At 72.1% G+C, this 26,609-nt stretch carries 24 protein-coding genes and 1 tRNA gene; 20 read left to right on the forward strand and 5 right to left on the reverse strand.

Translation table 11 applies throughout. The features are described from left to right. Window positions 1–2: 2 nt before the first annotated feature. The gene (recR, locus tag JOE35_RS05910; RefSeq protein ID WP_133737854.1) at window positions 3–602 is read left to right on the forward strand and encodes a recombination mediator RecR; all 600 of its coding nucleotides are present in this window, start codon (window positions 3–5) and stop codon (window positions 600–602) included. A gap of 30 nt (window positions 603–632) precedes the next feature. On the opposite strand, the gene JOE35_RS05915 is transcribed toward recR, so the two are convergent. Further along, the gene (locus JOE35_RS05915; RefSeq protein WP_209560299.1) at window positions 633–1,442 is read right to left on the reverse strand and encodes a DUF1206 domain-containing protein; all 810 of its coding nucleotides are present in this window, start codon (window positions 1,440–1,442) and stop codon (window positions 633–635) included. Window positions 1,443–1,627: 185 nt separating this feature from the next. On the opposite strand from JOE35_RS05915, the gene JOE35_RS05920 reads away from it, so the two are divergent. The 9 genes from JOE35_RS05920 (at window position 1,628) to JOE35_RS05960 (ending at window position 11,396) form a co-directional block, all read left to right on the forward strand. Continuing rightward, window positions 1,628–2,893, forward strand: coding sequence for an aspartate kinase (locus JOE35_RS05920; protein ID WP_209560300.1), 1,266 nt, complete (start codon window positions 1,628–1,630; stop codon window positions 2,891–2,893). 64 nt (window positions 2,894–2,957) lie between these two features. After that, window positions 2,958–4,013: an aspartate-semialdehyde dehydrogenase gene (locus JOE35_RS05925; RefSeq protein ID WP_209560301.1), complete on the forward strand. Its 1,056-nt coding sequence runs from the start codon at window positions 2,958–2,960 to the stop codon at window positions 4,011–4,013. A 45-nt stretch (window positions 4,014–4,058) separates the two neighbouring features. After that, window positions 4,059–4,739, forward strand: a complete 681-nt coding sequence (locus JOE35_RS05930) for an SGNH/GDSL hydrolase family protein (RefSeq protein ID WP_209560302.1) — start codon at window positions 4,059–4,061, stop codon at window positions 4,737–4,739. Between the two features lie 150 nt (window positions 4,740–4,889). Further along, window positions 4,890–6,320 (forward strand): malate:quinone oxidoreductase, encoded by a 1,431-nt coding sequence (locus JOE35_RS05935; RefSeq protein ID WP_245186371.1) that lies wholly within the window; start codon window positions 4,890–4,892, stop codon window positions 6,318–6,320. Between the two features lie 50 nt (window positions 6,321–6,370). Further along, window positions 6,371–7,483, forward strand: coding sequence for an Rv2578c family radical SAM protein (locus JOE35_RS05940; protein WP_209560304.1), 1,113 nt, complete (start codon window positions 6,371–6,373; stop codon window positions 7,481–7,483). 161 nt (window positions 7,484–7,644) lie between these two features. Continuing rightward, a complete protein-coding gene (locus JOE35_RS05945) occupies window positions 7,645–8,910 on the forward strand; it encodes a sensor histidine kinase (RefSeq protein ID WP_209560305.1) in 1,266 nt (421 codons plus the stop codon). After that, complete coding sequence (locus tag JOE35_RS05950) at window positions 8,907–10,055, forward strand: hypothetical protein (RefSeq protein ID WP_209560306.1); 1,149 nt, start codon at window positions 8,907–8,909, stop codon at window positions 10,053–10,055. Before JOE35_RS05945 ends, JOE35_RS05950 begins: the two co-directional genes overlap by 4 nt. Next, complete coding sequence (locus tag JOE35_RS05955; RefSeq protein ID WP_209560307.1) at window positions 10,042–10,791, forward strand: response regulator; 750 nt, start codon at window positions 10,042–10,044, stop codon at window positions 10,789–10,791. Before JOE35_RS05950 ends, JOE35_RS05955 begins: the two co-directional genes overlap by 14 nt. After that, the gene (locus JOE35_RS05960) at window positions 10,791–11,396 is read left to right on the forward strand and encodes a thymidine kinase (RefSeq protein WP_209560308.1); all 606 of its coding nucleotides are present in this window, start codon (window positions 10,791–10,793) and stop codon (window positions 11,394–11,396) included. The genes JOE35_RS05955 and JOE35_RS05960 overlap by 1 nt, the downstream gene beginning before the upstream one ends. A gap of 244 nt (window positions 11,397–11,640) precedes the next feature. Here JOE35_RS05960 and JOE35_RS05965 read toward each other — a convergent pair. The 3 genes from JOE35_RS05965 to JOE35_RS05975 form a co-directional block, all read right to left on the reverse strand. After that, a tRNA-Pro gene (locus JOE35_RS05965) sits at window positions 11,641–11,714 on the reverse strand. 95 nt (window positions 11,715–11,809) lie between these two features. Further along, on the reverse strand, window positions 11,810–12,760 hold the full coding sequence (locus JOE35_RS05970) for a metallophosphoesterase (RefSeq protein ID WP_209560309.1): 951 nt from the start codon (window positions 12,758–12,760) through the stop codon (window positions 11,810–11,812). Then, window positions 12,757–15,309, reverse strand: a complete 2,553-nt coding sequence (locus JOE35_RS05975) for a transglycosylase domain-containing protein (RefSeq protein ID WP_209560310.1) — start codon at window positions 15,307–15,309, stop codon at window positions 12,757–12,759. Before JOE35_RS05975 ends, JOE35_RS05970 begins: the two co-directional genes overlap by 4 nt. A gap of 50 nt (window positions 15,310–15,359) precedes the next feature. Between JOE35_RS05975 and JOE35_RS05980 the strand changes: the two genes are divergently transcribed. Then, window positions 15,360–15,518, forward strand: a complete 159-nt coding sequence (locus tag JOE35_RS05980) for a hypothetical protein (protein WP_209560311.1) — start codon at window positions 15,360–15,362, stop codon at window positions 15,516–15,518. After that, window positions 15,518–15,997, forward strand: coding sequence for a RidA family protein (locus JOE35_RS05985; RefSeq protein ID WP_209560312.1), 480 nt, complete (start codon window positions 15,518–15,520; stop codon window positions 15,995–15,997). The genes JOE35_RS05980 and JOE35_RS05985 overlap by 1 nt, the downstream gene beginning before the upstream one ends. A gap of 67 nt (window positions 15,998–16,064) precedes the next feature. Here the strand turns inward: JOE35_RS05985 and acs are convergent, their stop codons facing one another. Continuing rightward, entirely contained in the window at window positions 16,065–18,050 is a 1,986-nt protein-coding gene (gene acs, locus JOE35_RS05990; protein ID WP_209560313.1) for an acetate--CoA ligase, read from the reverse strand. Window positions 18,051–18,437: 387 nt separating this feature from the next. On the opposite strand from acs, the gene JOE35_RS05995 reads away from it, so the two are divergent. The 8 genes from JOE35_RS05995 to JOE35_RS06030 all read left to right on the forward strand — a co-directional run bounded on the left by JOE35_RS05995 (window position 18,438) and on the right by JOE35_RS06030 (window position 26,596). Next, window positions 18,438–19,553, forward strand: a complete 1,116-nt coding sequence (locus JOE35_RS05995; RefSeq protein WP_209560314.1) for a TadA family conjugal transfer-associated ATPase — start codon at window positions 18,438–18,440, stop codon at window positions 19,551–19,553. Between the two features lie 44 nt (window positions 19,554–19,597). Further along, window positions 19,598–20,512 carry a type II secretion system F family protein gene (locus JOE35_RS06000; RefSeq protein WP_307802961.1) on the forward strand — a complete coding sequence of 305 codons (915 nt, stop codon included), beginning with the start codon at window positions 19,598–19,600 and terminating at the stop codon, window positions 20,510–20,512. 108 nt (window positions 20,513–20,620) lie between these two features. Next, the gene (locus JOE35_RS06005; protein ID WP_209560316.1) at window positions 20,621–20,839 is read left to right on the forward strand and encodes a DUF4244 domain-containing protein; all 219 of its coding nucleotides are present in this window, start codon (window positions 20,621–20,623) and stop codon (window positions 20,837–20,839) included. Between the two features lie 3 nt (window positions 20,840–20,842). Next, the gene (locus JOE35_RS06010; RefSeq protein WP_209560317.1) at window positions 20,843–21,187 is read left to right on the forward strand and encodes a TadE family type IV pilus minor pilin; all 345 of its coding nucleotides are present in this window, start codon (window positions 20,843–20,845) and stop codon (window positions 21,185–21,187) included. A 7-nt stretch (window positions 21,188–21,194) separates the two neighbouring features. Beyond that, the gene (locus JOE35_RS06015) at window positions 21,195–21,698 is read left to right on the forward strand and encodes an Rv3654c family TadE-like protein (RefSeq protein WP_209560318.1); all 504 of its coding nucleotides are present in this window, start codon (window positions 21,195–21,197) and stop codon (window positions 21,696–21,698) included. Between the two features lie 152 nt (window positions 21,699–21,850). Next, window positions 21,851–24,814 carry a type I DNA topoisomerase gene (topA, locus tag JOE35_RS06020; RefSeq protein ID WP_209560319.1) on the forward strand — a complete coding sequence of 988 codons (2,964 nt, stop codon included), beginning with the start codon at window positions 21,851–21,853 and terminating at the stop codon, window positions 24,812–24,814. Next, window positions 24,814–25,440, forward strand: a complete 627-nt coding sequence (gene tmk, locus JOE35_RS06025) for a dTMP kinase (RefSeq protein ID WP_209560320.1) — start codon at window positions 24,814–24,816, stop codon at window positions 25,438–25,440. Before topA ends, tmk begins: the two co-directional genes overlap by 1 nt. Before the next feature lie 10 nt (window positions 25,441–25,450). After that, window positions 25,451–26,596, forward strand: coding sequence for a DNA polymerase III subunit delta' (locus JOE35_RS06030; protein ID WP_209560321.1), 1,146 nt, complete (start codon window positions 25,451–25,453; stop codon window positions 26,594–26,596). The last annotated feature ends 13 nt before the right edge of the window (window positions 26,597–26,609 follow it).

A 26,609-nucleotide genomic window follows, 5' to 3' on the forward strand; every position in this document is an offset into this window, starting at 1 on the left:
CCGTGTACGAGGGAATCGTCCAAGAACTGATCGACGAGTTCGGCCGCCTCCCGGGCATCGGGCCGAAGTCGGCCCAGCGGATCGCGTTCCACATCCTGCAGACCGAGACGTACGACACCACCCGGCTGTCCGAGCTGCTGGTCGACGTGCGCACGAAGGTGCGGTTCTGTGAGGTCTGCGGCAACGTCACCGAGCAGGAGCGCTGCTCCATCTGCCGCGACCCGCGCCGGTCACCGGCCACCATCTGCGTGGTCGAGGAGGCGAAGGACGTCCAGGCGATCGAGCGGACCCGGGAGTTCCGCGGGCTCTACCACGTGCTGGGCGGCGCCATCAGCCCGATCGACGGCGTCGGGCCGGACGACCTGCGCATCCGCCAGCTCGTCCAGCGCCTCGCCGACGACACCGTGCAGGAGGTCATCATCGCGACCGACCCCAACCTCGAGGGCGAGGCGACGGCGACCTACCTCTCCCGGATGCTCGCACCCTTCGGGCTGCGCGTTACGCGGCTCGCGTCGGGCCTGCCGGTCGGCGGCGATCTCGAGTACGCCGACGAGGTCACCCTCGGCAGGGCGTTCGAGGGCCGGCGGCTCGTCTCCGAGTAGGCGAGCCGGCCGACGCCCGGCTCGCCAGGGTCAGAGCCGCGCGCGACGGGCCCGCACGCCGCTGTAGAGGCCGAAGGCGATCAACCCGATCGCCACGACGGACAGCACCGCCACACCGGCAGGCAGGCCCGCGAGGGTCTTGAGGGCCCCGTCCAGCCCGGTGGCCTCCTCCGGGTCGGCCGTGAGCGCGGCGACCGCGAAGAGCACGCCGACGACCGCGATCGCGATGCCCTTGGCGACGTAGCCGACGACGCCGAGCGCGACGGTCACTCGACCGGCGGACCCCGGGGGCACGACCAGGTCCTCGCGGAACTTCTGCCGGACGCCCTTGGCGACGAAGTAGACGCCGATCGCGACCACGGCGAGGGCGAGCACCACGAGCAGCACGACGCCGCCCGGGGTCGCGATCAGGCGCGAGCTCAGGCTCTGGGTCTGGTCCGAGCTGTCCGACGACCCGCCGCGGGCGAAGGTGAACGCGGTGACGCCGACGGCGAGGTAGGCGACGCCCTTCCCGCCCTCCTTCGCCCGCTCGGCCCACGCCTCCTTGTCGGTGCCCCGCACCAGGGCGGCCTCGAGCAGCTGGAACAGGGCGAGCGCCCAGAGACCGACGACGACCACCCAGAGCACGGCCGCGCCGCCGGGGCGCGAGGCGAGCTGACCGAGGGCCCCGCCCTGGTCGGCCTCGCCGCCGCCGCCCGTCGCGACGCCGAGGGCGATGCCGCCGATGAGGACGTGGAGCAGCCCGTTCATGGCGAAGCCCACGCGGGCGAGGGTGCGCAGGGCGCGGCTGTCCTGGAGGCGGCTGGCGGATCCGCGGGCGTCCGCGACTGCATCGGTCATGGCCCCACGCTAGAGGTCGCGACGACGGTCGGCCCGGGCGGCCCTGGGGACGAGGAGGCGGTGGTCACGTGCTCGCCGCGACCGGTCGTCACACGGGCCGGGCACCTCCTAGAATCGTCGGACGCAGGTACCCCGGCCCGACCGCGCCAGCGTCCTCCGTCCACCAACCTCCTGGAGTCGCCACCGTGAGCTTGATCGTGCAGAAGTTCGGCGGGTCCTCGGTCGCCGACGCCGAGAGCATCAAGCGCGTCGCCAAGCGCATCGTCGAGACCCGCAAGGCCGGCAACGACGTCGTCGTCGCGGTCAGCGCCATGGGCGACACCACCGACGAGCTGCTCGACCTCGCCGCCGAGGTGACGCCGATGCCCGGCGGGCGCGAGCTCGACATGTTGCTCACCGCCGGCGAGCGCATCAGCATGGCGCTGCTCGCCATGGCGATCCGCAGCCAGGGCGTCGAGGCTCGTTCTTACACGGGCAGCCAGGCCGGCATGATCACCGACGCCCAGCACGGCAAGGCGCGCATCGTCGACGTCACGCCGGGGCGCATCCGCGAGGCGCTCGACGCCGGCTCTGTCGCGATCGTCGCCGGGTTCCAGGGCTTCAACCGCACGACGGGCGACATCACGACGCTCGGCCGCGGCGGCTCCGACACGACGGCGGTGGCCCTCGCCGCCGCCCTCGACGCCGACGTCTGCGAGATCTACACCGACGTCGACGGCATCTTCACGGCCGACCCGCGCGTCGTGCCCCGCGCCCGCAAGCTCGACCGCATCACCAGCGAGGAGATGCTGGAGCTCGCCGCGGCAGGCTCGAAGGTGCTCTACATCCGTGCCGTCGAGTACGCCAGACGCCACGGCGTCACCCTGCACGTCCGCTCGTCGTTCCACAACGGCGAGGGCACGTTGGTCGTCAACCCGAAAGAGGGAGAGAACGTGGAAGAGCCCATCATCAGCGGTGTCGCGGGCGACCTGAGCGAGGCGAAGGTCACGGTCGTCGGCGTTCCTGACGTCCCCGGGAAGGCCGCGCAGATCTTCCGGACGGTCGCCAAGACCAGCGCGAACATCGACATGATCGTGCAGAACGTCTCGGCCGCCTCGACCAGCCGCACCGACATCTCGTTCACGCTGCCGAAGTCCGAGGGCTCCGTCGTGCTGAACGCGCTCGAGTCCGACCGTGCCGAGATCGGCTTCGAGTCCCTCCAGTACGACGACCAGATCGGCAAGCTCGCCCTCGTCGGCGCGGGCATGCGCACGAACGCCGGCGTCTCGGCGCGGCTCTTCACCGCCCTGTTCGAGGCCGGCATCAACATCGAGATGATCTCGACCAGCGAGATCCGCATCTCGGTCGTCACGCGCGCCGACACCCTCGCCGAGGCCCTGCGCGTCGTGCACACGGCCTTCGAGCTCGACGCCGACGTCGAGGCCGTCGTCTGGGGCGGCACCGGTCGCTGACCGGCACCCGCGCGACGACCCACCCCGATCACCACACGAACACCCTCACCCCCAGGAGCACGAGATGACTGAAGGTCTGCGCGTCGGCGTGGTCGGCGCCACCGGCCAGGTCGGCAAGGTCATGCGGAAGCTGCTCGACGAGCGCGACTTCCCGATCGCCGAGATCCGCTTCTTCGCCACCGCGCGCTCCGCGGGCACGACCCTGCCGTTCCGCGGCGTCGACGTCGTCGTCGAGGACGTGGAGACGGCCGACCCGGCCGGCCTCGACATCGCGCTCTTCTCGGCCGGCGCGACCGGCAGCCGGGCGCACGCCCCGCGCTTCGCCGAGGCCGGCGTGCTCGTGATCGACAACTCGAGCGCCTGGCGGATGGACCCCGAGGTGCCGCTCGTCGTGAGCGAGGTCAACCCCCACGCGATCGACCAGGCGGTCAAGGGCATCGTCGCGAACCCGAACTGCACCACGATGGCCGCCATGCCCGTGCTCAAGGTCCTCGACGCCGAGGCCACGCTGGAGCGCCTGATCGTCAGCACGTACCAGGCGGTCAGCGGCAGCGGCCTCGTGGGCGCCGACGAGCTGCTCGGCCAGGCGCGCGCGGCCCTCGAGGGCGACGCTGCCGGGCTCGTCCACGACGGAGGCGCGGTGCAGATGCCGGAGCCCGCCGTCTACGTGCGCCCCATCGCGTTCGACGTCATCCCGCTCGCCGGCTCGATCGTCGACGACGGCCTCGACGAGACCGACGAGGAGAAGAAGCTCCGCAACGAGAGCCGCAAGATCCTCGAGCGTCCCGACCTGCTCGTCAGCGGCACGTGCGTGCGCGTGCCCGTCTTCACCGGCCACTCGCTGTCGATCAACGCCGAGTTCGCGACCGAGCTCACCGCTGCCCGCGCCCGCGAGCTGCTCGCGGACGCCCCGGGCGTCGTCCTCACCGACGTGCCCACGCCCCTCGAGGCAGCCGGCAAGGACCCGTCGTTCGTCGGTCGCGTGCGGCAGGACGAGGGCGTGCCCGGCAACCGCGGCATCGCCCTCTTCATCAGCAACGACAACCTCCGCAAGGGCGCTGCCCTCAACGCAGTGCAGATCGCCGAGATCGTCGCGGCGCGCCGTCTCGCGACGGCGTAGGTCCCGCGCACCGAACCCGCGCCTCCGTCGCTCCGAAGACCGGGCATGACCCGTCTCGTCCCCGGCCTCGTCGCCGTGCTCGCCGCTGCCGCCGCCGTCCTGACGGGCTGCGCCGGCCCCGTCGCGGACGCGCCGGCCGCCTCGTCGGCGGTCCACGAGGGAGACGGCCCGGTCGTGGCGTTCTACGGCGACTCGTACACCCTCGGCACGGGAGCGTCCGACGCGTCCCTGCGCTGGTCCACCGTGATCAGCGAGGAGCGCGGCTGGCGCGAGTACAACCCGAGCGTCAACGGGCTCGGCTTCGTCAACCACCGCACGTCGTTCGAGGGCGGGGACCTGCCCGGACTCGTGATCGACGTCGACCCGGACATCGTCTTCGTCACCATGGGGCTGAACGACAACTTCTCGTACGACGCCCGTGCCGACGAGATCCAGGCCCAGATCAGCGACGACCTCGACCGCATCGCGTCCGCCCTGCCCGACGCGCGCCTCGTCGTCGTCGAGCCGTTCTGGTACACCGACGAGCGACCGGCGAGCCTCGACGTCATCACGGGCTGGGTCCACGACGCCGCCGACGAGGTCGGTGCGGACTGGGTGCCGGGCGCCTCGCGCTGGCTCGAGGGGCACCCCGAGTGGATGGCCGCGGACGGGCTGCACCCGAACGACGAGGGGTACGCCGAGATGGCGAGGCGGATGGGCGCCGAGCTGACGACGCTCGGGCTCTGAGCCGCTTGCTGCCCGTCGGTCCCGACCACTGAGCTCGTGGTCGAGACGAGCGCCGGTCCGTACCCAGACGCCGCGCCTAGACTGCACCTCGTGACCGAAGAAGCGAAGGCAACGAAGCCCGTCGACGTCGCCCTCATCGGGGCCGGCGTCATGAGCGCCACGCTGGGCGCCATGATCAAGCAGCTCGAGCCCACCTGGACGATCCAGGTCTACGAGGCGCTCGGGGACGTCGCACAGGAGTCGAGCAACCCCTGGAACAACGCCGGCACCGGCCACTCCGCGCTCTGCGAGCTGAACTACACGCCAGAGCGGGCCGACGGCACGATCGACACGAGCAGCGCCGTCAAGGTCAACGAGCAGTTCCAGGTGTCGCGGCAGTTCTGGTCGTTCCTCGTCGCCGAGGGGGCCCTGCCCGAACCGTCCGCCTTCATCAACTCGACGCCGCACATGAGCTTCGTCTGGGGCGAGGCCAACGTCGAGTACCTGCGCAAGCGGCACGAGGCGCTGCGTGACCACCCCCTGTTCGCCGGCATCGAGTTCAGCACCGACGCCTCCGTGATCCGTTCGTGGGCCCCGTCCCTCATCGTGGGGCGCGCCAAGGACCAGCCGATCGCCGCGACCCGCATCGAGGCCGGCACCGACGTCGACTTCGGCAGCCTCACGCGCCTCCTGCTCACCTACCTCGAGGAGAACGAGGCGCGCATCGAGCTCGACCACCGCGTCACCGGGCTGACCAAGCTCGCCGACGGCACGTGGCGGGTCGCGATGCGTCGGCAGGTCGGCGGCACCCCCACCAGCGTCGACGCCCGCTTCGTCTTCGTCGGGGCCGGGGGAGGCGCCCTGCACCTGCTGCAGAAGTCGGGCATCGACGAGATCAAGGGGTTCGGCGGGTTCCCGGTCAGCGGAGAGTTCCTCCGGACCGACGACCCCGCCGTCGTCGCGAAGCACGCCGCGAAGGTCTACGGCAAGGCCGCGGTCGGCTCGCCCCCGATGTCGGTGCCGCACCTCGACACCCGGGTCGTGGACGGCCAGGCGAGCCTGATGTTCGGGCCGTACGCGGGCTTCAGCCCGAAGTTCCTGAAGAACGGCTCGTGGTTCGACCTCTTCGCCTCGATCCGCCCTCACAACCTCTACCCGATGATCCGGGCGGGGCTCGCGAACCTGTCGCTCGTCAAGTACCTGGTCGGGCAGCTGATGGCGAGCAGCGACAGCAAGTTCGAGGCGCTGCGCGAGTTCATGCCCGACGCCGACCCTGCCGACTGGTACCGCATCACCGCGGGCCAGCGCGTGCAGGTGATCAAGAAGGACGCGAAGAAGGGCGGCGTGCTGCAGTTCGGCACCGAGGTGGTCTCGGCGGCCGACGGCACCATCGCGGGTCTCCTCGGCGCCTCGCCGGGCGCCTCCACCGCCGTGCCGATCATGCTCTCGGTGCTCGAGCGCTGCTTCCCCGACCGCATCGCAGGGTGGACGCCGACCCTCCGTCGCATGGTCCCGACCTACGGCGACCAGCTCGCGGACGACGAGGCACGGGCCGCCGCCACGCTCGGCGCGACGGCCGAGGCCCTGCGCATCCACGCGTAGCGACACGGCTCCGGCTTGACGCCGGGTCGAACATGTGTTCGACTCTGCCCATGAGGTGGAGCGAGCAGGCGACGACGGCAACTGACTCGGCAGCGCTCCCCGGCCTGGCCAAGCTGTCCAACTTGGTGGCGTCGGTCACGACCCCCGAGTTCGCAGGGGTGACGTTCCACGAGATCCTCGCGAAGAGCGCGCTCAACCGGGTGCCCGGCAGCGACTCGGCTCTGCCCTTCGGCTGGACCATCAATCCGTACCGGGGCTGCAGCCACGCCTGCGTGTACTGCTTCGCCCGCCCGACGCACGAGTACCTCGACCTCGACGGCGGCGACGACTTCGACCGCCAGATCGTCGTGAAGGTGAACGTCGCCGAGGTGCTGGCCCGCGAGCTGCGACGCCCGTCATGGCAGCACCACCCCGTCGCTCTCGGCACCAACACCGATCCCTACCAGCGCGCCGAGGGCAAGTACCGGCTGATGCCGGGCGTCATCGCCGCCCTGGCCGACTCCGGCACCCCCTTCAGCATCCTCACGAAGGGCACGCTGCTGAGGCGTGACCTGCCGCTGCTCGTCGAGGCGGCGCAGCACGTGCCCGTCGACATCGCGATGTCGATCGCCATCTACGACGACGACCTGCAGCAGTCGGTCGAGCCGGGCACGCCGACGACGGCCGCCCGCCTGGCGACCGTCAGGGCCGCGACCGACGCGGGGCTCCGCTGCTCCGTGTTCATGATGCCCGTCCTGCCGTGGCTGACGGACGACCTCGACCACCTCCACCGGGCCCTGGCAGCCGTGCGCGCCTCCGGGGCGACGAGCGTCCTGTACTCGGCCCTGCACCTCAGGCCCGGCGTCAAGGAGTGGTGGTTCGCCTGGCTCGAGCGCGAGCACCCCCAGCTCGTGCCGAGGTACCGCGACATGTACGCGACGGGCACCTACGCTCCCCTCGGGTACCGCAAGTGGCTGGCGGCCCGCATGCGGCCCCTCCTCGCCGAGCACGGTCTCGAGCACGGCACTGCCGACCCGGCAACGGGCTCGACCCGTTCGAGCGCCCTCGACGATGCGGCAGCCGCCAGGGGCACGCTGGGGTTCGGCACCGACGGGCGGCCCCGGTCGCTGATCGCGCACGAGCTGCCGGGCGGGGCGCGTTCCGCGCAGCCGCGCCTCTTCTGACCGCTGCGGGGCTCGTCGTCCCCCCGTCGCGGAGGTCGGGGCACAAGCGCGCCGACGCCTCGGCTGCGTCCCGGGGGGTGGCCCTAGATAACGGGGTACAGGACGGGTCCTCGTTCTGGCATGATCGTCCTGCCCGACACGTCGACCAAGAGGGGACCGCCATGCTGCTCGGCCTCCCCGCGCACCTCGTCCCGCAGACCGTGGGCCGGGCCCTGTCGCGGGCCTGCCACGTGATCGCGAGCGTGGTCCTCGCGAGCGCCGGCCTGCTCCTCATCGTGAACCAGGTCGCCGAGCCGTCGTACCTGCTCTGGCCTGCCCTCGTGGCGCTCCTCCCGATGCTCGGCATGCTCTTCGTGGTCGAGCGGTTCCGCACCACGACCGCGGTCCTCGCGTACCTCGCCATCGGCTCGGCGTGCCTCTACTGGTACGTGGTGACCCTCTTCGCACAGATCCCGGCGGTCCAGGCGTCCGACGCGTTCTCCCTCTCCCTGCCGAAGATCGCCCTCGTCATGGTCGGCGGCAGCGGGCTGCGGTCGCGCGGCAGCCTGCTCTGGGCCACCGCTGGCTTCGCTCTCGGCGAGGTCGTCACCCAGCTGGCGACGTGGCAGACGGGCGCGACGCCTCGGCTCGACGTGGTGGTCCTCTTCGCGTGGCTCCTCGTGTCCGTGACGGCGGCGTCGTCCCTGCTCGCCCGCGGTCGGGTCGGTCGCGCGCAGCCGAGCCTGCACCGCGCGGCGTTCGACCAGCAGAAGCAGGCCATCCGCCACGACGTCGAACAGCAGGCCTCCGCACTGCTGCACGACACCGTCCTGAACCACCTCGCCTCCATCACGGCCGGCGGCCCCGGCCCGCTCGACCCGGCGACCGCGTCGTCGATGGCGACCGACCTCGAGGTGCTCGTCGGGCAGGAATGGCTCGTGGACGAGGCCACGGTCCCCGCGCCCGGCGACGGCCGGTCTGGCGACTGGACCACGACGGAGCTCGGCCGTGCCGTGGCGCGAGCGAGAGAAGGCGGGCTCGAGGTGGGCGTCACCGGCGACCTCGGCGCCGTGGCACGGCTCGCGCCCGCGGTCTGTCGCGCCCTGGGGCTCGCCGTGGCACAGTGCCTCACGAACGTCGCAGTGCACAGCGGCACCGACCGGGCGGAGGTCGTCGTGTACGGCGACGGCGTCGACCTGACGGTCATGATCATCGACGACGGCGTCGGCTTCGACGCCGCGGCCACCGCACCCGACAGGCTGGGCATCAAGAACTCGGTCGAGGCGAGGACGGCGCGGGTGGGCGGCTCGGCGCAGATCTGGTCGTCGCCCGGCAGCGGCACGTCGGTCATGCTGCGTGTCCCGGTCGCGTCGGTCGAGCCCGTCGTCCCGGTCGTCCCGGTGTCGGACGACGCCGCGCTCCGCGTCGCCGGCGGGGGAGCACCGTGAGCCGCCGCAGCCCGCAGCAGGTCGATCCCCTCGGCGCCCTCAGCTCCCGCCCCGTCACCGCGCTCGCCGCGATCGCGGCCGTCCTCTTCGCGACGGTGTCCACGGTCGTCACGCGCGACGAGATCGTGATGCCGGCCGCCTCCGCTGCGGCTCTCACGGCGCTGGGAGCGGCGGGTGCCGTCCTCGTGCTCGCGTCGAGCCCCCTGCGGGCGCCGCTGACGCGCTCCTCGGTCGCGGCGGTGGTCGTCCTGGGCGCGCTCGCGGCGGTGCTCGCCGCCGTCGGCTCGGCCGGCCACAACTCCATGGTGCGCGACGACTGGGCCTCCCTCGCCGTCGGCCTGCTGCTCGTGGGCCTGGCCCCGTACCGGCCACCGCTCGACCTCGTGGTCGCGGGACTCGTCTCCGCAGTGGTCGTCGCGGCGATCGTGCTCGTCGAGAGCGCGTCGTTCCTCACCGACGTCCCTGTCCTGGTGTTCGTCGTGGTCGCCGTCACCCCGGTGCTGGCGCTCTCGCTCGCGGGGGCGTCGTTCTCGGCCGCTTTCACGACGCTGGTCGAGCGCTGGATCGCGGGCGCCTCCTCGGCTCGTCAGGCCAGTGCCGACGAGTTCCGCTCGAGCGTCGCACGGAGCGTGCAGCAAGACCGGGTGACCATCCTCAACCGCGACGTCGCGCCGTTCTTCGGCAAGGTCGTCGCCGCGGGCGTGGTCACCGAGGCGGACGTCGAGCAGGCCCGCCGCATCAGCGCCGACCTCCGCAGCACCATGGTCGCCGAGGCGGACCGCAGCTGGCTCGAGCAGGTGCTCGCCGACCCCTCGACCCGCGTGTCGGGGGTCGTCGTGGACGTCGGCCGTGCCGCCGCCCGGATGACGGCCGCGCACCGCACCTCCCTGCGGGCCTTGCTCGTCGCCTTCGGCGAGAGCGACGCCGTGCAGCCCGACACGGTCCGCATCGAGCTCGAGCGCGGACTGGACGCCGAGGAGGAGCGGGTCGAGGCCCGCATCAGCGTCGCCACCACCTCGTCCGAGTCCGCCGTGCGCCACCGCCTCGCGCCCTACTTCGCCGTCGTGCGGATCGTCTTCGACGACCTGCAGGTCGATCCTGCCCCGCCCCTCCTGACACTAAGGTTTTCTTATGACCAGCACTGAGCCGAGCGGCCGCTCGTCCCTCCGTCCGGGCTACGGCCGGCCCGCCGCCGCCCCGTCCTGGAGCACCGTGGGGCCCGGCTCCGAGGGCCCCGGGACGCGACGCGTCCGCCTCGCCATCCTCGACGACCACGAGGTGCTGCTCGACAGCCTCTCGAGCTGGATCAACGTCAACGCCTACGACTTCGACCTCGTCCTCACGGCGCACACCTGGCTGCAGCTCGTTCACAGCGACAACTTCCCGACCGACCTCGTGTTCCTCGACTTCCAGCTGAAGGAGCCGGTCTCGATCGAGGCACGCGTCCGCACCTGCCGGGCGGCCGGTGCCAAGGTGATCGTCCTCTCCAGCCTCGACACCCGCGAGTCCCGTGAACGCGCCCTCGACGCGGGCGCATCGGCGTTCCTGTCGAAGGCGCTGCCCATGCGCGAGGTGATGGACGCCGCGCGCCAGGTGATGGGAGTGGCCCGTGACGCGTCACCGCAGCGCGACTGGCGTCCGCTGCCCGTGGGGGCGGCGAACCAGAGCCGTCCGAAGCTGAGCGCAGGCGAGTCGGAGGCGTTCCGGCTCTACGTGTCCGGCTTCAGCACGAACGAGGTCGCAGCCCAGATGAACGTGCAGTACGAGACGGCCAAGACCTACCTGCGACGAGTCCGCGAGAAGTACGCCAAGGCCAACCGCCCGGCGAGCAAGAAGTCCGAGCTGATCCGTCGCGCGGCGGAGGACGGCTACCTGCAGTAGTGGCCAAGCTGTACTTCCGCTACGGGGCGATGAACAGCGGCAAGAGCACGGCGCTGCTCCAGGCCGCGTACAACTACGAGGAGCGCGGGCAACGCGTGCTGCTCGCGAAGCCTCGGGTCGACACCAAGGGCGACGACGCGATCGTCTCGCGCCTGGGGGTGACCCGGCCCGTCGACGTCACGTTCTCGCCCGACGACGACGTCCGCGAGGTGTTCTGCCGCTCTCGCGAGCGCGTCAGGGGCGAGACCGGGACCGACCTCTCGTGCCTGCTGGTCGACGAGGTGCAGTTCCTCACGCCGGCCCAGGTCGACGACCTGCTCCGCATCGCGGTGCTCGAGGGCGTCCCGGTGCTCGCCTACGGCATCAGGACGGATTTCCGGACGATCGCTTTCCCCGGCAGCCGCAGGCTCCTGGAGGTGGCTCACTCGCTCGAGGAGCTCAAGACGATCTGCCGGTGTGGCCGCAAGGCGGTCTTCAACGCGCGCAAGGTCGGTGACCGCTTCGTCTTCGACGGCGACCAGGTGGCCATCGACGGCCGTGAGGTGACGTACGAGTCCCTCTGCGGCGCTTGCTACCTGGCCGAGAGCGACGGCCGCCTGGCCTGACCCGCCGGGTCCGGCCGCGGGGCTGTCCCGCTCGCCGAGTCGGCGGGTTCCCGTAGCCCGCGGCGGGTCCGCGCCCACCCGCCGGCGGCGCCCGTGACCCGCCGACCGCTGCGGCGACCCACCGACTTCGAAGCGAGCAGGCGCGGCCCGCCCTCGACCATGTGTGGGGTGGGCGGGGACCGCACCATCAGGAGGCACACGAGAAAAGGCCAGACCCGAAGGGTCTGGCCTTTTCTTCTTCTCGTCGGGGTAGCGGGATTCGAACCCACGACCTCCTCGTCCCGAACGAGGCGCGCTACCAAGCTGCGCCACACCCCGAGGTGTCGCTCGGCCCAGGGGCCGAGTGGAGCAACCTGACAAGGATAGCGGATCTTTCGGCCCGCTCGCACCACCTGCGACCTGTGGTGCGAGGCTCAGGCGGTCAGGGTCAGCACGACGGCCTCGGGTCGGCAGTCGAAGCGGACGGGTGCGTAGATCGAGGTGCCGAGCCCGGCGGAGATCTCGAGGTGTGCGGTCTTCCGGGCGTGGCTCCAGGTGCTGAGTCCGCTGACCTTGCCTCGCGGCACGTCGCAGTTGGTGACGAGTGCTCCGTAGCCGGGCACGCGTACCTGGCCGCCGTGCGTGTGACCCCCGAAGATGACGTCCGCCCCGTTGTTGACGAACGAGTTGAGGACACGCTGGTAGGGCGCGTGGGTCACCCCGATGCTGATGGGGTCGGGCCCGCGACGGTCGTCGTGCCAGCGGACGTTCTCGCGCAGGTCGTCCAGCGCCCCGGGGAGGCGGTCGAGACGGTCCCAGCCCCGGTGGGCGTCGTTGACGCCGAACAGCTCGAGACGCGAGCCCCTGATCTCGATCGCCCGGGCGGCGTTGTTGAGGTCGAGCCAGCCGAGGTCGGCGAAGAACGACTCCATCCGGCCGATGTCGAGCGGTGTCGGGGTCCGGGTGATGCCGCTGGGGCCGCCGAAGTACGCGAACGGGTTCTTGGCGACGGGCCCGTAGTAGTCGTTGGACCCGTTGACGAAGACCCCGGCCACCCCTCGGAACGGCTCGAGGGTGTGCTCGAGCGCCCCGTGGGCGTCCACGTGACCGATGTTGTCGCCCGTGTTGACGATGAGGTCGGGCTCGTAGACGGCGAGCCCGCGGATCCACTCCTGCTTCTCGGTCTGCCAAGGGGCCAGGTGCAGGTCGCTGAGGTGCAGGATCGTCAGCGGACGGGAGCCCGCCTCGAGGATGCTGAGCACCTCGTGTCGCACCGTGAACCGGTTGCGCTCGACGAGGCTGCCCCAGGCGAGGGCACCCAGGCCGACGGCCGCGCCCGCGATCGCGGTCGCGGCCGTCGCCCTGCCGAGGGGGAGGGGCGTCACTTGCAGTTGCCCGGGTCGGCGCCCTCGGCGTTGCCGTACAGGGTCAGGCCCACGGCCGAGTCCTTCGCGACGGTGGACGCGGCCGCAGGATCGGTCGATGCGACGCGGCACTGGTTCTTGCCGTCGCCCGCGGCGAACCCGGCCACGGAGACCTTGTCGGCCGAGAAGCCGGCTGCGGCGATGGCCGTCTTCGCGTTGGCGATCGTCTGACCGGTCACGTCGGGGACGGCAGCCGCCCCGGAGCCGTCGCTGGTGAAGACCTGCACCGACTCGCCCTTGCTGAGGACCGTCCCCGCGGCGGGGCTGGTGCCCACCACCTGGCCGGCGGGCAGTGCCGACGCCTGCGTGCCGCCGTCCTTGTAGACGAGCGACAGGCCCTTGAGCATCGTCTGGGCCGCGGAGACGCTGCTGCCGCCGAGCTCGGGGACGGACACGCCGGACCCGCGGACGATCGAGGCGTCGGGCTTGAGGAAGGCCGTGCCGGGGTAGACCGTGTTGTTGACGGTCTGGACCGCTCGGAACAGATCAGCACGAGTCGTCGCGTAGCGACCGCCGGCGATCGGCGAGCCGTAGCTGCGGAGGCTGATCTTCTTGCCGTCCCAGTTGCCCTGCCAGACGGCCGTCGCCAGCTTGGTCGTGGCCCCGACGATCCAGATCTGGTCCTTGTCGTCCGTGGTGCCCGTCTTGCCGATCTCCGGGTAGCCGTCGCGGGGGAGGGCACCGGTGCCCGTGCCGTTGGTCCAGAGACCGGACATGGCCACGCTGGCCGCAGCAGCGACCTGGGGGTCGAGCGCCTGGGTGCACTCCTGCGGCTGACCGCCGAGGGCGTTGCCGTCGTCGTCGACGATGTTGTCCACGACGATGGGCGAGCAGTACTTGCCACCGGCGGCGATCGCGGCGTAGGCGGTGGCCATGGTCAGCGGGGCGACCTCGTTGGAGCCGAGGATGGAGGACGGGTTCGTGTACTCGACGTCACGTCCGTCGGCGCGGTGGAACCCGAGCTTCTGGGCGACGTTCGCGATGTCCTTGAGGTCGAGCTTCGAGGCCATCGCGGCGTACGCCGTGTTCATCGACTTGGCCGTGGCGGTCGTGACCTGCATGTTGCCCGGCTTCTCGCCGGCGTCGTTCTTGGGCGCCCAGCCGCCGGTCCTGTCCCCGCCTGCGGTGAGGTAGAAGGTCCGAGGGGTCGCGTTCACCGACTCGTAGATGCCGTGGCCCTGCTCGATCCAGTCGATGAGCGTGAACGGCTTGTAGGTCGAACCGGGCTGGAAGCCGCCCGACCCGCCGTAGTCCTTGTCGGTGCTGAAGTTGATCGACGTCTGCGTGCGGTCGCCCGTGTCGACCTCGGAGAACGCGGTGTTCTGCGTCATCACGACGACCCGGCCCGTGCCCGCCTCGACGGAGTCCACGGCGCTGCCGAGCTTGAGGCGGGTCTCGGAGGCGGGGGCCCACTTGTCGAGCTGGCCCTTCGCGTTGGCGGTCAGGTCGAGGTTGAGCGTCGTGTAGACGTTCAGCCCGCCCGTGTTCCAGGTCGCGAGACGCTCTTCCTCCGTCGAGCCGAGGACGGCGAGGTTCTTGATGTTCTTCTTGACGAAGTCGCAGAAGTACTGGGCGCCGGCGGCGGTGACCGCGGCGCAGCCCTGCGTGGGGGCCGTCAGGTGCACGTACCCGGCGATGTCCGTCGCCAGTGAGGCCTGCTCCTGCGCCTGGTCGATGAAGCCCTCGGCGTACATCGACTTCAGGATGACGTCGCGACGGGCCTTGTTGCCCTCGTACTTCTCCGGAGTCGAGAGGTTGCGCGTGTCCGGGTACTGGACGATCGCGATGAGGCTCGCGGCCTCTTCAGTGGTGAGGTCGGAGGCGTTCTTGTTGAAGTAGTGCTGGGCGGCGGCCTGCACGCCGTAGGTCTGGTCGCCGAAGTACGCGATGTTCAGGTACGCGAGGAGGATGTCGTCCTTCGAGTACTTCTTCTCGAGGCCGATCGCGAACTTCATCTCTTCGAGCTTGCGGTCGATCGTGGTCTTGATCGCGTCCTTGTACGCAGCCTCTTTCTCGGCCGGGTCGGCGATGAGCTGCGACTGGGCGATGCGGATGTTGCGGACCAGCTGCATGGTCAGGGTCGAGCCGCCGCCGCTGGCACCGAGCTCGCCGCCGCCCAGGGAGCCGACGCCGGCACGTACGAGCGAGGTGACGTCGACGCCGCCGTGCTCGTAGAACCGGCGGTCTTCGCCTGCCACGACCGCGTCCTTCAGGGACTGCGAGACCTGGTCCCACTTGAGCTCGACGCGGTTCTCGCTGTAGAGCGTCGCGAAGGGGACGTCCTGTCCGCCCTGCTTGGCGTACAGCGTGTTCCGCTGCTGCAGCTTGCCGATCTCGATGTACTCGGGGATCGACTCGAAGACCCCGATCGTGCTCGAGGCCGTCATGCCGGCGACCGCGATGGCGGGGGTCACCCCGATGGTCACCAGGAGCCCGGCCAGGACGCTGAAGCCGATGAACCCGAAGAGCGCCCCGATGACGGACGTGGGCTTCGATTTTTGGGCAGACATAGGATCAGGGTAAGTGACACCGCTGACATCCGAGCTGACAGGAACCACAAATGGTCCTTTGGGAGTACATGACCACGCCGCTCATGGTGCACAACAGCACCGCGATCCTGAACAACTGGGGGAGTGACGGCTGGGAGCTGGTCCAGGTGACACAGGGGCCCGAGGGCGGCCCCGTCGCCTGGCTGAAGCGACAGAAGCAGGACGCGTAGTGGGCCGCGTCGACGACCGGCTGGCCGAGCTGGGCCTCGCCCTGCCGACCGTCGCGGCACCCGCCGGCGTCTACGTGCCGGCCGTGCGGACCGGGACGGCCGTCTACACGGCGGGCCAGCTCCCGTTCGTCGACGGTGCCCTGCCGGCGACCGGCAAGGTCGGCGACGGCCCGGGGCTGGTCGCCCCGGCCGAGGCACGCGACCTCGCTGCCACCTGCGTCCTCAACGCCCTCGCCGCCGCCGCGTCGGTGCTCGGATCCCTCGACGAGGTGGTCCGGGTCGTGAAGGTCACCGGCTTCGTCGCCTCCGACCCTGCCTTCTCCGGCCAGCCCGGCGTGCTCAACGGCGCGTCCGAGCTGCTCGGCGAGATCTTCGGCGACCTCGGGGTCCACGCCCGGAGCGCCGTCGGCGTCGCCGTCCTGCCCCTCGACTCGCCCGTCGAGGTCGAGCTCCTGCTCGAGGTGGCCCCCACCTCCTGATCGCCCACGGGCTCGAGGCCCCCGGAGACGCCGCCGAGCAGGCGGCCGGCCCCGGGGGCCTCGTCCGTCAGCGCATCTCCGCCGAGATCACGGTCATGACGGCCGAGTCGGCCAGGGTGGTCGTGTCCCCGATCTCGCGCCCCTCCGCGACGTCCCGCAGGAGCCGGCGCATGATCTTGCCGGAGCGCGTCTTGGGCAGCTCGTCCACGAGCACGATCGACCGGGGACGAGCGATCGCCCCGATCTGCTGCGCGACGTGCGCCTTGAGGGCGACCGCCGCCTCCTCGGGCGTCACGCTCTTCCTCTTCTTGTTGCGGAGCACGACGAAGGCCACCACGGCCTGGCCGGTGGTCTCGTCGGCCGCGCCCACGACGGCGGACTCGGCCACGATCGGGTGGGAGACGAGCGCCGACTCGATCTCGGCCGTCGAGAGCCGGTGGCCCGAGACGTTCATGACGTCGTCCACCCGGCCGAGCAGCCAGATGTCGCCGTCCTCGTCGCGACGGGCGCCGTCGCCGGCGAAGTACCGGTCGCCGAAGCGGCTCCAGTACGTCTCCGCGTAGCGGTCGGGGTCGCCCCAGATGCCGCGGAGCATCGACGGCCAGGGCTCGGTCACGACGAGCAGCCCGCTCTCGCCGTCGGCGACCGGCGTGCCGTGGTCGTCCACGACGTCCACGCTGATGCCCGGCAGCGGCGTCTGCGCGGCGCCCGGCTTGGTCGACGTGAGCCCCGGCAGCGGCGAGATCATGATCGCCCCCGTCTCCGTCTGCCACCACGTGTCGACGATCGGTGTCCGGTCCGCCCCGATGACCTCCCGGTACCAGAGCCAGGCCTCGGGGTTGATCGGCTCGCCGACCGAGCCCAGCAGGCGCAGGGACGACAGGTCGCGTGCCTGGGGTATCTCGCGGCCCGCCTTCATGAAGCCCCGGATGGCCGTCGGGGCCGTGTAGAAGAGCGAGACCCCGTACTTCTCGACGATGTCCCACCAGCGGCCGGGGGCAGGCGAGTCGGGCGTGCCCTCGTAGAGCACCTGCGTCGCACCGTTCGCGAGGGGTCCGTAGACGACGTAGCTGTGGCCGGTGATCCAGCCGACGTCGGCGGTGCACCACCAGACGTCGCTCTCCGGGCGGAGGTCGAAGACCGTCGCGTGGGTGGTCGCGACCTGCGTCAGGTAGCCGCCGGAGGTGTGCAGGATGCCCTTGGGCTTGCCGGTGGTGCCGCTCGTGTAGAGGATGAAGAGGGGGTGCTCGGCCTCGAACGACTCGGGCTCGTGCTGGTCAGGGACCCCCTCGAGCGCCTCGTGCCACCACCGGTCACGACCCTCGGTCCACTCGACCTCGTTGCCGCCCCGACGGACGACGAGGACGTCTCGGACGCTCGACTCGCCCCCGACCGCGAGCGCGGCGTCGACGGCGGGCTTGAGGGGGGCCACGGCGCCCTTCCGCCAGCCGCCGTCCGCGGTGATGACCAGCACGGCCTGAGCGTCGTCGATGCGCGCTCGCAGGCTCTCGGCGCTGAAGCCGCCGAAGACCACGCTGTGGACGGCGCCCAGCCGGGCCACGGCGAGCATGGCGACCACCGCCTCCGGGACCTGGGGCAGGTAGATGACGACGCGGTCGCCGGCCACGACGCCCAGCGACGCGAGCAGGTTCGCGGCCCGGCTCACGTCGGAGGTGAGCTCGGCGTAGGTGAGCGACCGGCTGTCTCCGGGCTCGCCCTCCCAGTGCAGCGCGACGCGGTCCCCGTGTCCTGCCTCGACGTGCCGGTCGAGGCAGTTGTAGGCGACGTTGAGGCGGCCGTCGGCGAACCAGCGGGCCACTGGCGCACCGGACCAGTCGAGGGTCTCGGTGGGCTCGACGGCCCACGAGAGCCGCTGACGTGCCTGGTCGCCCCAGAAGAGGAGGCGGTCGGCGGCGGCCGCCTCGACGAGGTCCGGCCCGGCCACGGCTCGCGCGGCGAACTCGGACGGCGGCGGGAACGCAGCCGTGGACGACGACTGCACGGCCTCCTCGTTCGTGGCGGGGCTGGTGGGGATGTCCTGGCGGTCGACCATCGTCGTCCTCTCGCGTCGTTGCGGATGCGGGCGCCTGCGCCCCGAGCGAGACTACTCCGGGCCACGACGGCGCCCGGTCGAGGGTGCCTGGCCGAAGAGCGAAGGACGGGGGGAGGGCGCGGGCGTCGTGCTGGCACCGGGACGCTCGTCTGGGGTACACTCGAGGCATCCGGATTCAACCCCGGTGTGCAGCGCGAGCGATTCCCCCCGATCCAGCGCTGCCGTGGCGGCACCAGTTCCCCCCAACTGGTGCCGCCCCTCTTTTTTGCCTGCTCTCTCCACTGGAGCCACCCGGGTGATTCCTCCCCGGGGCGAGTCGGACCAGCAGGCGTCCCCGAGGGAACAGCCCTGTCTGTGCACGAGGGAAGACCTCGCTACGGTCCGGACATGACCGGAGCGACTCGCGACCCCACCCGGGGCCTCACCCCCGACCACCCGTCCGTCACCTCCGTGCCGCCGCACGGCCGATTCGTGCCGACGGCCCCGCCGGGGTCCGTCGCGCTCCGGGGTACAAGAACGCTCGACGGGGTACAGGCTGCGCCGGTCGACAGGTCGTGGCTGGGGCCTCTCGCCCCCCTCCTGGACGACCCTGACGTGACCGACGTCTTCGTCACCGGCGGCACGGGCACCTGGGTCGACCGAGGAGGAGGCGCTCGTCCTGAGCCGCGGGTCCACCTCTCCGAGGCGGCCGTTCGCGACCTCGCGGTCAGGCTCGTCGCGCGAGGCGGCAGGCACGTGGACGAGGCGAGCCCGTGCGTCGACGTGCGGCTGCCGGGCGGCGTGCGCGTGCACGTGGTGCTGCCGCCGATCTCGACCACGGGGACGGCGCTGTCCATCCGTTTCCCCCGAGCTGTGCCGCCGACGCTCGACGACCTGAGCAGGGCGGGCTTCTTCGCGGACGTCGACGAGGACGCCGTGCGGTCGTGCGTGGACAGGCGGGCCAACGTGCTCGTCACGGGGGCGGGCGGGACGGGCAAGACGACGTTCCTCGCGGCGATGCTCTCGGCGGCGTCGCCGGGCGACCGCATCGTCACCGTCGAGGACGTGGCCGAGCTCCGCGTGGTCCATCCCCACGTGGTCTCGCTCGAGGCCCGCCAGCCGAACCTCGAGGGGGTGGGCGGGGTCGACCTCGCCCGGCTGCTGCGGGAGGCGCTCCGCATGCGCCCCGACCGCCTCGTCGTGGGCGAGTGCCGCGGGGCCGAGGTCCGCGACCTCCTCTCCGCTCTGAACACCGGCCACGACGGCGGGGCCGGCACGCTGCACGCGAACGGACTGGCGGACGTGCCGGCTCGTCTCGAGGCGCTGGGTGCCGTCGCCGGTCTCACGCCGACGGCCCTCGCGCGACAGGCCGTCAGCGCACTCGACGCCGTGTTCCACCTGGACCGGGCCGGCGGACGGCGCCGGCTGGCCGTCATCGGCTCCCTCGGGACGTCGGCGTCGGGCGAGCTCACGGCTGGCGAGGGCCTCGTCGGCGTCGCTGACGGCGGCCGACGGGGCCGATGACCGGGAGGGGCCGGCGTCGACCTCCGCCCACCCCGGCGGCGACGGTGGTCGATCGTCTCGCCGTCCTCCTCGCCGCCGGGGTCGCACCGGCCTCCGCCTGGCGGCACGTGGGCGAGGCCGAGCCCGAGGGCGCCGTCCGTGCGGTGGCGTGCCACGTGGGGCGCTGTGCGGACGAGGGCGTGCCCGTGTCGGCGTCGTTGCGGCAGGCGCTCGAGCACCGTCCGTTCGGCGCTGTTCCCGACGGCGGCCGGCACGCGGCCGAGTGGGCCCAGGTCGCGTGCGCCTGGCACGTCGCAGAGCGGAGCGGAGCGCCCCTCGCCGAGTGCCTCGGCAGCTTCGTCGCCGCCCTTCGCCAGGCCGACGCCGCTCGCCGAGAGGTGGAGGTGGCACTGAGTGGCCCGCGCTCCACGGGGCGCATCGTCCTCGCGCTCCCGCCGGTCGGGCTCCTCTTCTCCCTGGGGCTCGGCTTCGACACCGCCGCGGTGCTCTTCGGCAGCCCGGCGGGGTGGTGCTGCCTGGCGGCGGGGAGCGCGCTCGTGCTCGCCGCGCGCGCCTGGAACGGCCGGCTGGTCCGCTCCGCGGTCCCGAGCGCCTCCGTGCCGGGGCTCCGTCTCGAGCTGCTCGCCGTGGCGGTGTCCGGCGGAGGGTCCTGGCAGGGCGCTCTCGACCTCGTCGACGAGGCCTGTCACGACCGCCTCGGGGAGGACGGGGCGGACGACGGCGGGGGAGAGTCCGTCCTGGACCTCTCCCGGAGGGCAGGGGCCCCGGCAGGAGCCCTGCTGCGCGCCGCGGCCGCCGAGCGCCGTCTCGACGCCACGACGGCGGCGCGGTCCGCGGCGGCTCGGCTGGGATCGACGCTGATGCTGCCGCTGGGCGTCTGCGTGCTGCCCGCCTTCCTCGTGGTCGGCGTCGTCCCCCTCGTCATCGCGCTCGTCTCCTCCACAGCGGACGTCCTCTGACGATCCGTGCCCAGGAGGCGCGGTGCGGGCAGCGGCGGCGCGCCCCGCTGACCGAGACTCGCTCCGGACCACGACAAGTGGTCGCCGCCGACCGAGAAGGAACAGCACATGAGCACCACCGTCACGAACCCGTCCGCCGTCACCGTCCCTCGTGCCGCCTCGACCAGGAGGTGGTGGCTGGCGGAGGACGGCGCCGCCACGGCCGAGTACGCGATCGTCATCATGGCCGCCGTGGGCTTCGCGGGGCTCCTGGTCGTGATCATGCGGTCGGACGAGGTCCGCGGGGTCCTCAGCGACCTCGTGCGCTCGGCCCTGTCGGTCGGCTGAGCCGTGAGGAGAGGGGCGACCGTCGACGCCGGCAGCGTCACGGCAGAGTTCGCCGTCGTCCTGCCCGCCGTCCTCGCGGTCGTCGCGCTGGCCGTCGGTGCGGTCGGGGCCTCGGCGCAGTCCGTGCGACTCGCCGACGCCGCCGCGGTGACTGCCCGGCAGACGGCGAGGGGAGACGCCGAGTCCGTCCCCGGGACGTTGGCAGCCCTGGCGCCCGGTGCCGCGTCGAGCTCGACCGTCGAGGGCGCGGTCGTCTGCCTCACCCTGGCCAGGCCCGTCTCCCTCGGCCCCCTGTCCGGCGTGGTCACGCTGCGGGCCCGCAGCTGTGCGCCGACCGCCGGCGGGTGAGCGCGGGATGGCACAGGGAGAAGGAACGAGCAAGGGAGAAGGAAAGAGCAAGGGAGAAGGAACGAGCCAGGGAGAAGGAACGAGCAGGGTAGAAAGAACGAGCAAGAGAGAGGGGACGGCCCGGGGGCGCCCGGCCCGTCCCGACGACGCGGGCAGCGCCTCCGTCGCCGCCGTCTCGGTCGTCGTCGCGACCGCGGTCCTCGCCGTCGCCGCCCTCGCGGGGACGCAGGCGCTCGCCGAGCGGAGCAGGGTGGCGGGCGCGGCGGACGCGTCCGCCCTCGCCGCCGCCGACGCCGCCGCCGGTCTCGTGACGGGCGGCGGCGGGCCCTGTTCGCTGGCGGCGTCGTTGGCCTCGGCGAACACCGTCGAGCTCGTCTCCTGCGTGGTCGAGGGACTCGTCGTGACGGTCGTCGTGACGGGGGCCGCTGCCCTCCTCGGGGTCCCCGTCCGGGCTGCCGCCACGGCGGGCCCGCCCCCGTCCGCGCCCGACCGGACGGGCCCCCGGCCGTGAGCTGGTGCGCCGGAGGGTGTGTGTATGGTGTGCCTGTCGGCAGCGCACGATCCGTCGGTCCCTCGTCGGGGACGCCTCGAGAACCGCCCGCCTCCGACCACCTGACCGGTCCGCGTGACCGGGTCCAGACGTTCCCCGAAGCAAGGAGTCCCGTGCCAGGCACGAAGAAACTGGTCATCGTCGAGTCGCCCGCGAAGGCCAAGACGATCGGGCAGTACCTCGGCAGCGGCTACGAGGTGCTCGCCTCCGTCGGGCACATCCGTGACCTCGTCGAGCCGAAGAACCTGCCCCCCGAGCTCAAGAAGGGCTCGCTCGGCAAGTTCTCCGTCGACGTCGAGAACGGCTTCGAGCCCTACTACGTCGTCTCCGACGCCAAGAAGAAGACCGTCTCCGAGCTGAAGCGCGCGCTCAAGGGCGCGGACGAGCTCTACCTCGCGACTGATGAGGACCGCGAGGGCGAGGCCATCGCGTGGCACCTGCTGCAGGAGCTGAAGCCCAAGGTCCCCGTCAAGCGGATGGTCTTCCACGAGATCACCAAGGACGCGATCCAGAAGGCCCAGGAGAACACCCGCGAGCTCGACACCGCCCTGGTGGACGCCCAGGAGACCCGCCGCATCCTCGACCGCCTGTACGGCTACGAGGTCTCGCCGGTGCTGTGGCGCAAGGTCGGCCCCGGCCTCTCGGCCGGCCGCGTGCAGTCGGCGGCCACCCGTCTCGTCGTCGACCGTGAGCGCGAGCGCCTCGCGTTCGTCTCCGCCTCCTACTGGGACCTCACCGCCACCTTCGAGCCCGCCGCCGACGCGGTGCCCTTCTCCTCCCGCCTCGTGCGGGTCGACGGCACCAGGGTCGCGAGCGGTCGCGACTTCGACGACCGGGGCCAGCCCAAGGGGCAGGCCGTCGCGCTCGACGAGGCCTCGGCCGGGGCGCTCTCCCGTGCGCTCCAGGCGAGCGGCGTCGACATCGTCGTCTCGTCGGTCGAGTCCAAGCCGTACACGCGCCGTCCCGCAGCCCCCTTCACGACCTCGACCCTGCAGCAGGAGGCGGCGCGCAAGCTGCGCTTCTCCGCCCGCCAGACGATGAGCGTCGCCCAGTCGCTGTACGAGAACGGGCACATCACCTACATGCGCACCGACTCGCCCTCGCTCTCGCAGCAGGCGACGAACGCCGCGCGCTCCCAGGCCGCGTCGCTCTACGGTGCCGACACGGTGCCCGAGAAGCCCCGCGTGTACACGGGGAAGAGCAAGAACGCCCAGGAGGCGCACGAGGCGATCCGCCCGTCCGGCGACACCTTCCGCACCCCGAGCGACATGCAGTCGACCCTCCGCGGCAACGACTGGAAGCTCTACGACCTCATCTGGAAGCGCACCGTCGCCTCGCAGATGGCGGACGCGAAGGGCTCGACGGCCTCCGTCGTCGTCACCGCCACGACCGCCGACGCCGTGGCGGGCGTCTCGGCCGAGGGCGTCGCCCGCACCGCGGCCGAGTTCGTCGCGACCGGCACGGTCATCACGTTCCGCGGCTTCCTGAACGCCTACGAAGAGGGCCGCGACGAAGACCGTCACGGCGCGGCCGACTCGGCCGAGGCCAAGCTGCCGCCGCTGACCGAGGGCCAGCAGCTGACGCTCGACGAGATCGAGGCCAAGGGCCACGACACGAGCGCGCCGCCGCGGTACACCGAGGCGAGCCTCGTCAAGACCCTCGAAGAGCTGGGGATCGGTCGCCCGTCGACCTACGCCGCCATCATGTCGACGATCGTCGACCGCGGCTACGTCACGCCCAGGGGCACGGCGCTCGTGCCGAACTGGATCGCGTTCTCGGTCGTCCGGCTGCTCGAGGAGTACTTCGGCGACCTGGTCCAGTACGACTTCACCGCCAGCATGGAGGACGACCTCGACCTCATCGCCGGGGGCGACGCCGACCGGGTCGACTGGCTCAACGGCTTCTACTTCGGGAACGACACGCACCGCGGGCTCCGCAAGGTGATCGACAACCTCGGCGAGATCGACGCGCGGGACATCAACTCGATCCCCCTGGGCGAGGGCCTCACCCTCCGCATCGGGCGCTACGGCCCCTACCTCGAGGCTCCTGGCGACGACCCCGAGACCCCCCGCCGGGTCAACGTGCCGGAGGACATGGCTCCGGACGAGCTGACGCCGGCCCGGGCCCGCGAGCTCATCGACGCTCCTGTCATCGGCGACCGCGTCGTCGGCGTCAACCCCGAGTCCGGCAAGGAGGTGCTCGCCAAGGACGGCCGGTTCGGCCCGTACGTGACGGAGCGCACCCCGGAGGAGATCGCCGCGGACCCCGCCACGGGCGAGGTCGTCGAGGCGGCGGCGGCGGCCACGGCCACGGCCACGGCTGCGGCGACGACGGAGGAGCCCGCGAAGAAGGCTCCGGCCAAGAAGGCGCCGGCCAAGAAGGCCGCCCCCAAGGAGCGGACGGCGTCGCTCTTCAAGAGCATGAGCGTCGACACCATCGACCTCGAGACCGCCCTCGCGCTGCTCGACCTGCCGCGGACCGTGGGCGTCGACCCGGAGTCGGGCGACGAGATCCAGGCCCAGAACGGCCGGTACGGCCCCTACCTCAAGAAGGGCACCGACACCCGGTCGCTCACCAGCGAGGACCAGATCTTCGAGATCGACCTGCCAGGGGCGCTCGAGCTCTACGCCCAGCCCAAGTACGGGGCCAAGCGCGCCAGCAGCGCCCTCGCGGAGTTCGAGGCCGACCCGGTCAGCGGCAAGCCGATCAAGATCAAGGACGGCCGGTTCGGGGCCTACGTGACGGACGGCGAGACGAACGCGACGATCCCACGCGGCGAGACCGTCGAGGAGGTCGACTTCGAGCGGGCGATCCAGCTGCTCGCGGACAAGCGCGCCAAGGGGCCGGCCAAGAAGCCGGCCGCGAAGAAGCCCGCCGCCAAGAAGCCGGCCGCCAAGAAGCCCGCTGCGGCCAAGCCTGCTGCGGCGGGGTCGACGGCTGCCAAGACCGCGGCCGCCAAGAAGCCCGCCGCTGCGAAGAAGTCGGCCGCCGTGAAGCCCGCCGCTGCGAAGAAGCCGGCTGCGTCGGGGGTGACCGCCGCGGCGAGCACGGACGGCGTCGCGCCGGAGGCCTCGTAGTGGCCGGTCTGTTCATCACCCTCGAGGGCGGCGACGGATCGGGCAAGACCACGCAGGCGGCCCTGCTCGAGGAGTGGCTCGGCGGGCAGGGGCGCGTCGTCGTGCGCACCCGCGAGCCCGGCGGCACCGACCTGGGCCTCGAGCTGCGGCAGATCGTCCTGCACCGCCGGGGCCACATCGCCCCGCGGGCCGAGGCGCTGCTCTACGCCGCCGACCGGGCCCACCACGTCGAGACCCTCGTGCGCCCGGCCCTCGACCGCGGCGACGTCGTCCTGCAGGACAGGTACGTCGACTCGTCCGTGGCCTACCAGGGCGCGGGTCGCGTGCTCGGCGGCGACGAGGTCCGTGAGCTCTCCGCCTGGGCCACCGGCGGGCTGACGCCCGACCTCACCGTGCTGCTCGACCTCGACCCACAGGTCGGCCGGGCCCGCCTTGACGCCGCGGAGAAGTCCTACGACCGCCTGGAGTCGGAGGCTGCGGCGTTCCACGGCCGGGTCCGTGACGCCTACCTCGAGATCGCGCGCTCCGAGCCCGCCAGGTTCCTCGTCCTCGACGCGACGCTGCCCGTCGCCGAGGTGGCGTCGGCGGTGCGTGCCCGGGTGGCCGACCTCCTGACCGAGCAGTGAGCGGCCGGCGATGAGCAGCTGGGACGGCCTGACCGGCCAGGCCGACGCCGTCGAGCTGCTGAAGGCGGCCGCCTCCGCCGATCCGTCCCGCTCGGCGATGACGCACTCGTGGCTCATCACCGGCCCGCCCGGCTCCGGCCGCTCGAACCTCGCGTACGCCTTCGCGACCGCGTTGCTGTCGCGGGGCCACGACGAGGAGGCGACGAGCCGTCAGGTCGACGCCCGGTCGCACCCCGACCTGGCCGTCCTCAGCACCGAGCGCATCATCATCACCATCGACGAGGTCAGGTCGCTGGTCGCGTCGTCACAGTTCTCGCCCTCCGTCGGTCGCTACCGCGTCGTCGTCATCGAGGATGCCGACCGCATGACGGAGCGCACCAGCAACCTGCTGCTGAAGGCCCTCGAGGAGCCGCCGCCCCGCACGGTGTGGATCCTCTGCGCCCCCAGCGAGGCCGACCTCATCCCGACGATCCGCTCCCGCGTCCGCAGCGTCCGCCTCCGGACTCCGAGCGTGGCCGACGTGGCGGACCTGCTCGAGCGTCGCGACGGCATCGACCGGGAGACCGCGGTCACCGCGGCACGAGAGGCGCAGAGCCACATCGGCATGGCGCTCCGCCTGGCGACGGACCCGGAGGCGCGCGAGCGTCGTCGACGGACGCTCGAGGCCGCGCTCGCCATCCGCAGCGTCTCCGACGCGGTGAACGCGGCGACGACGATGCTCGCCGTCGCCGGGGACGACGCCAAGGCCATCACCGAGCAGCGTGACTCTCAAGAACGCGCGAGCGCCCTCCGCTCGCTCGGCGTCGAGCCGGGCGGGACGGTGCCCCCGGTGCTCCGCAGCCAGCTCCGCGCGCTGGAGGACGACCAGAAGCGCCGGGCGACCCGCAGCCTGCGCGACGGCATCGACCGGATCCTCGTCGACCTGCTCTCCCTCTACCGCGACGTCCTCCTGCTCCACCTGGGCGTGGGCGTGGAGCCGATCAACCAGGCTGTCCGAGGCCGGCTCGACGAGGCCACGGCTGCCTCGACGCCGGCGAGCACGCTCGCGGTGATGGACGCGATCGCCGTGGCCCGTCGGCGCATCGAGTCGAACGTCGCCCCGGCGCTGGCGCTCGAGGCCATGCTGGTGGCCGTCAGCCGACACGCGGTCAGGTGAGGCAAGATGGCGG

Source organism: Frigoribacterium sp. PvP032, assembly GCF_017833035.1.
Lineage (GTDB): Bacteria > Actinomycetota > Actinomycetes > Actinomycetales > Microbacteriaceae > Frigoribacterium.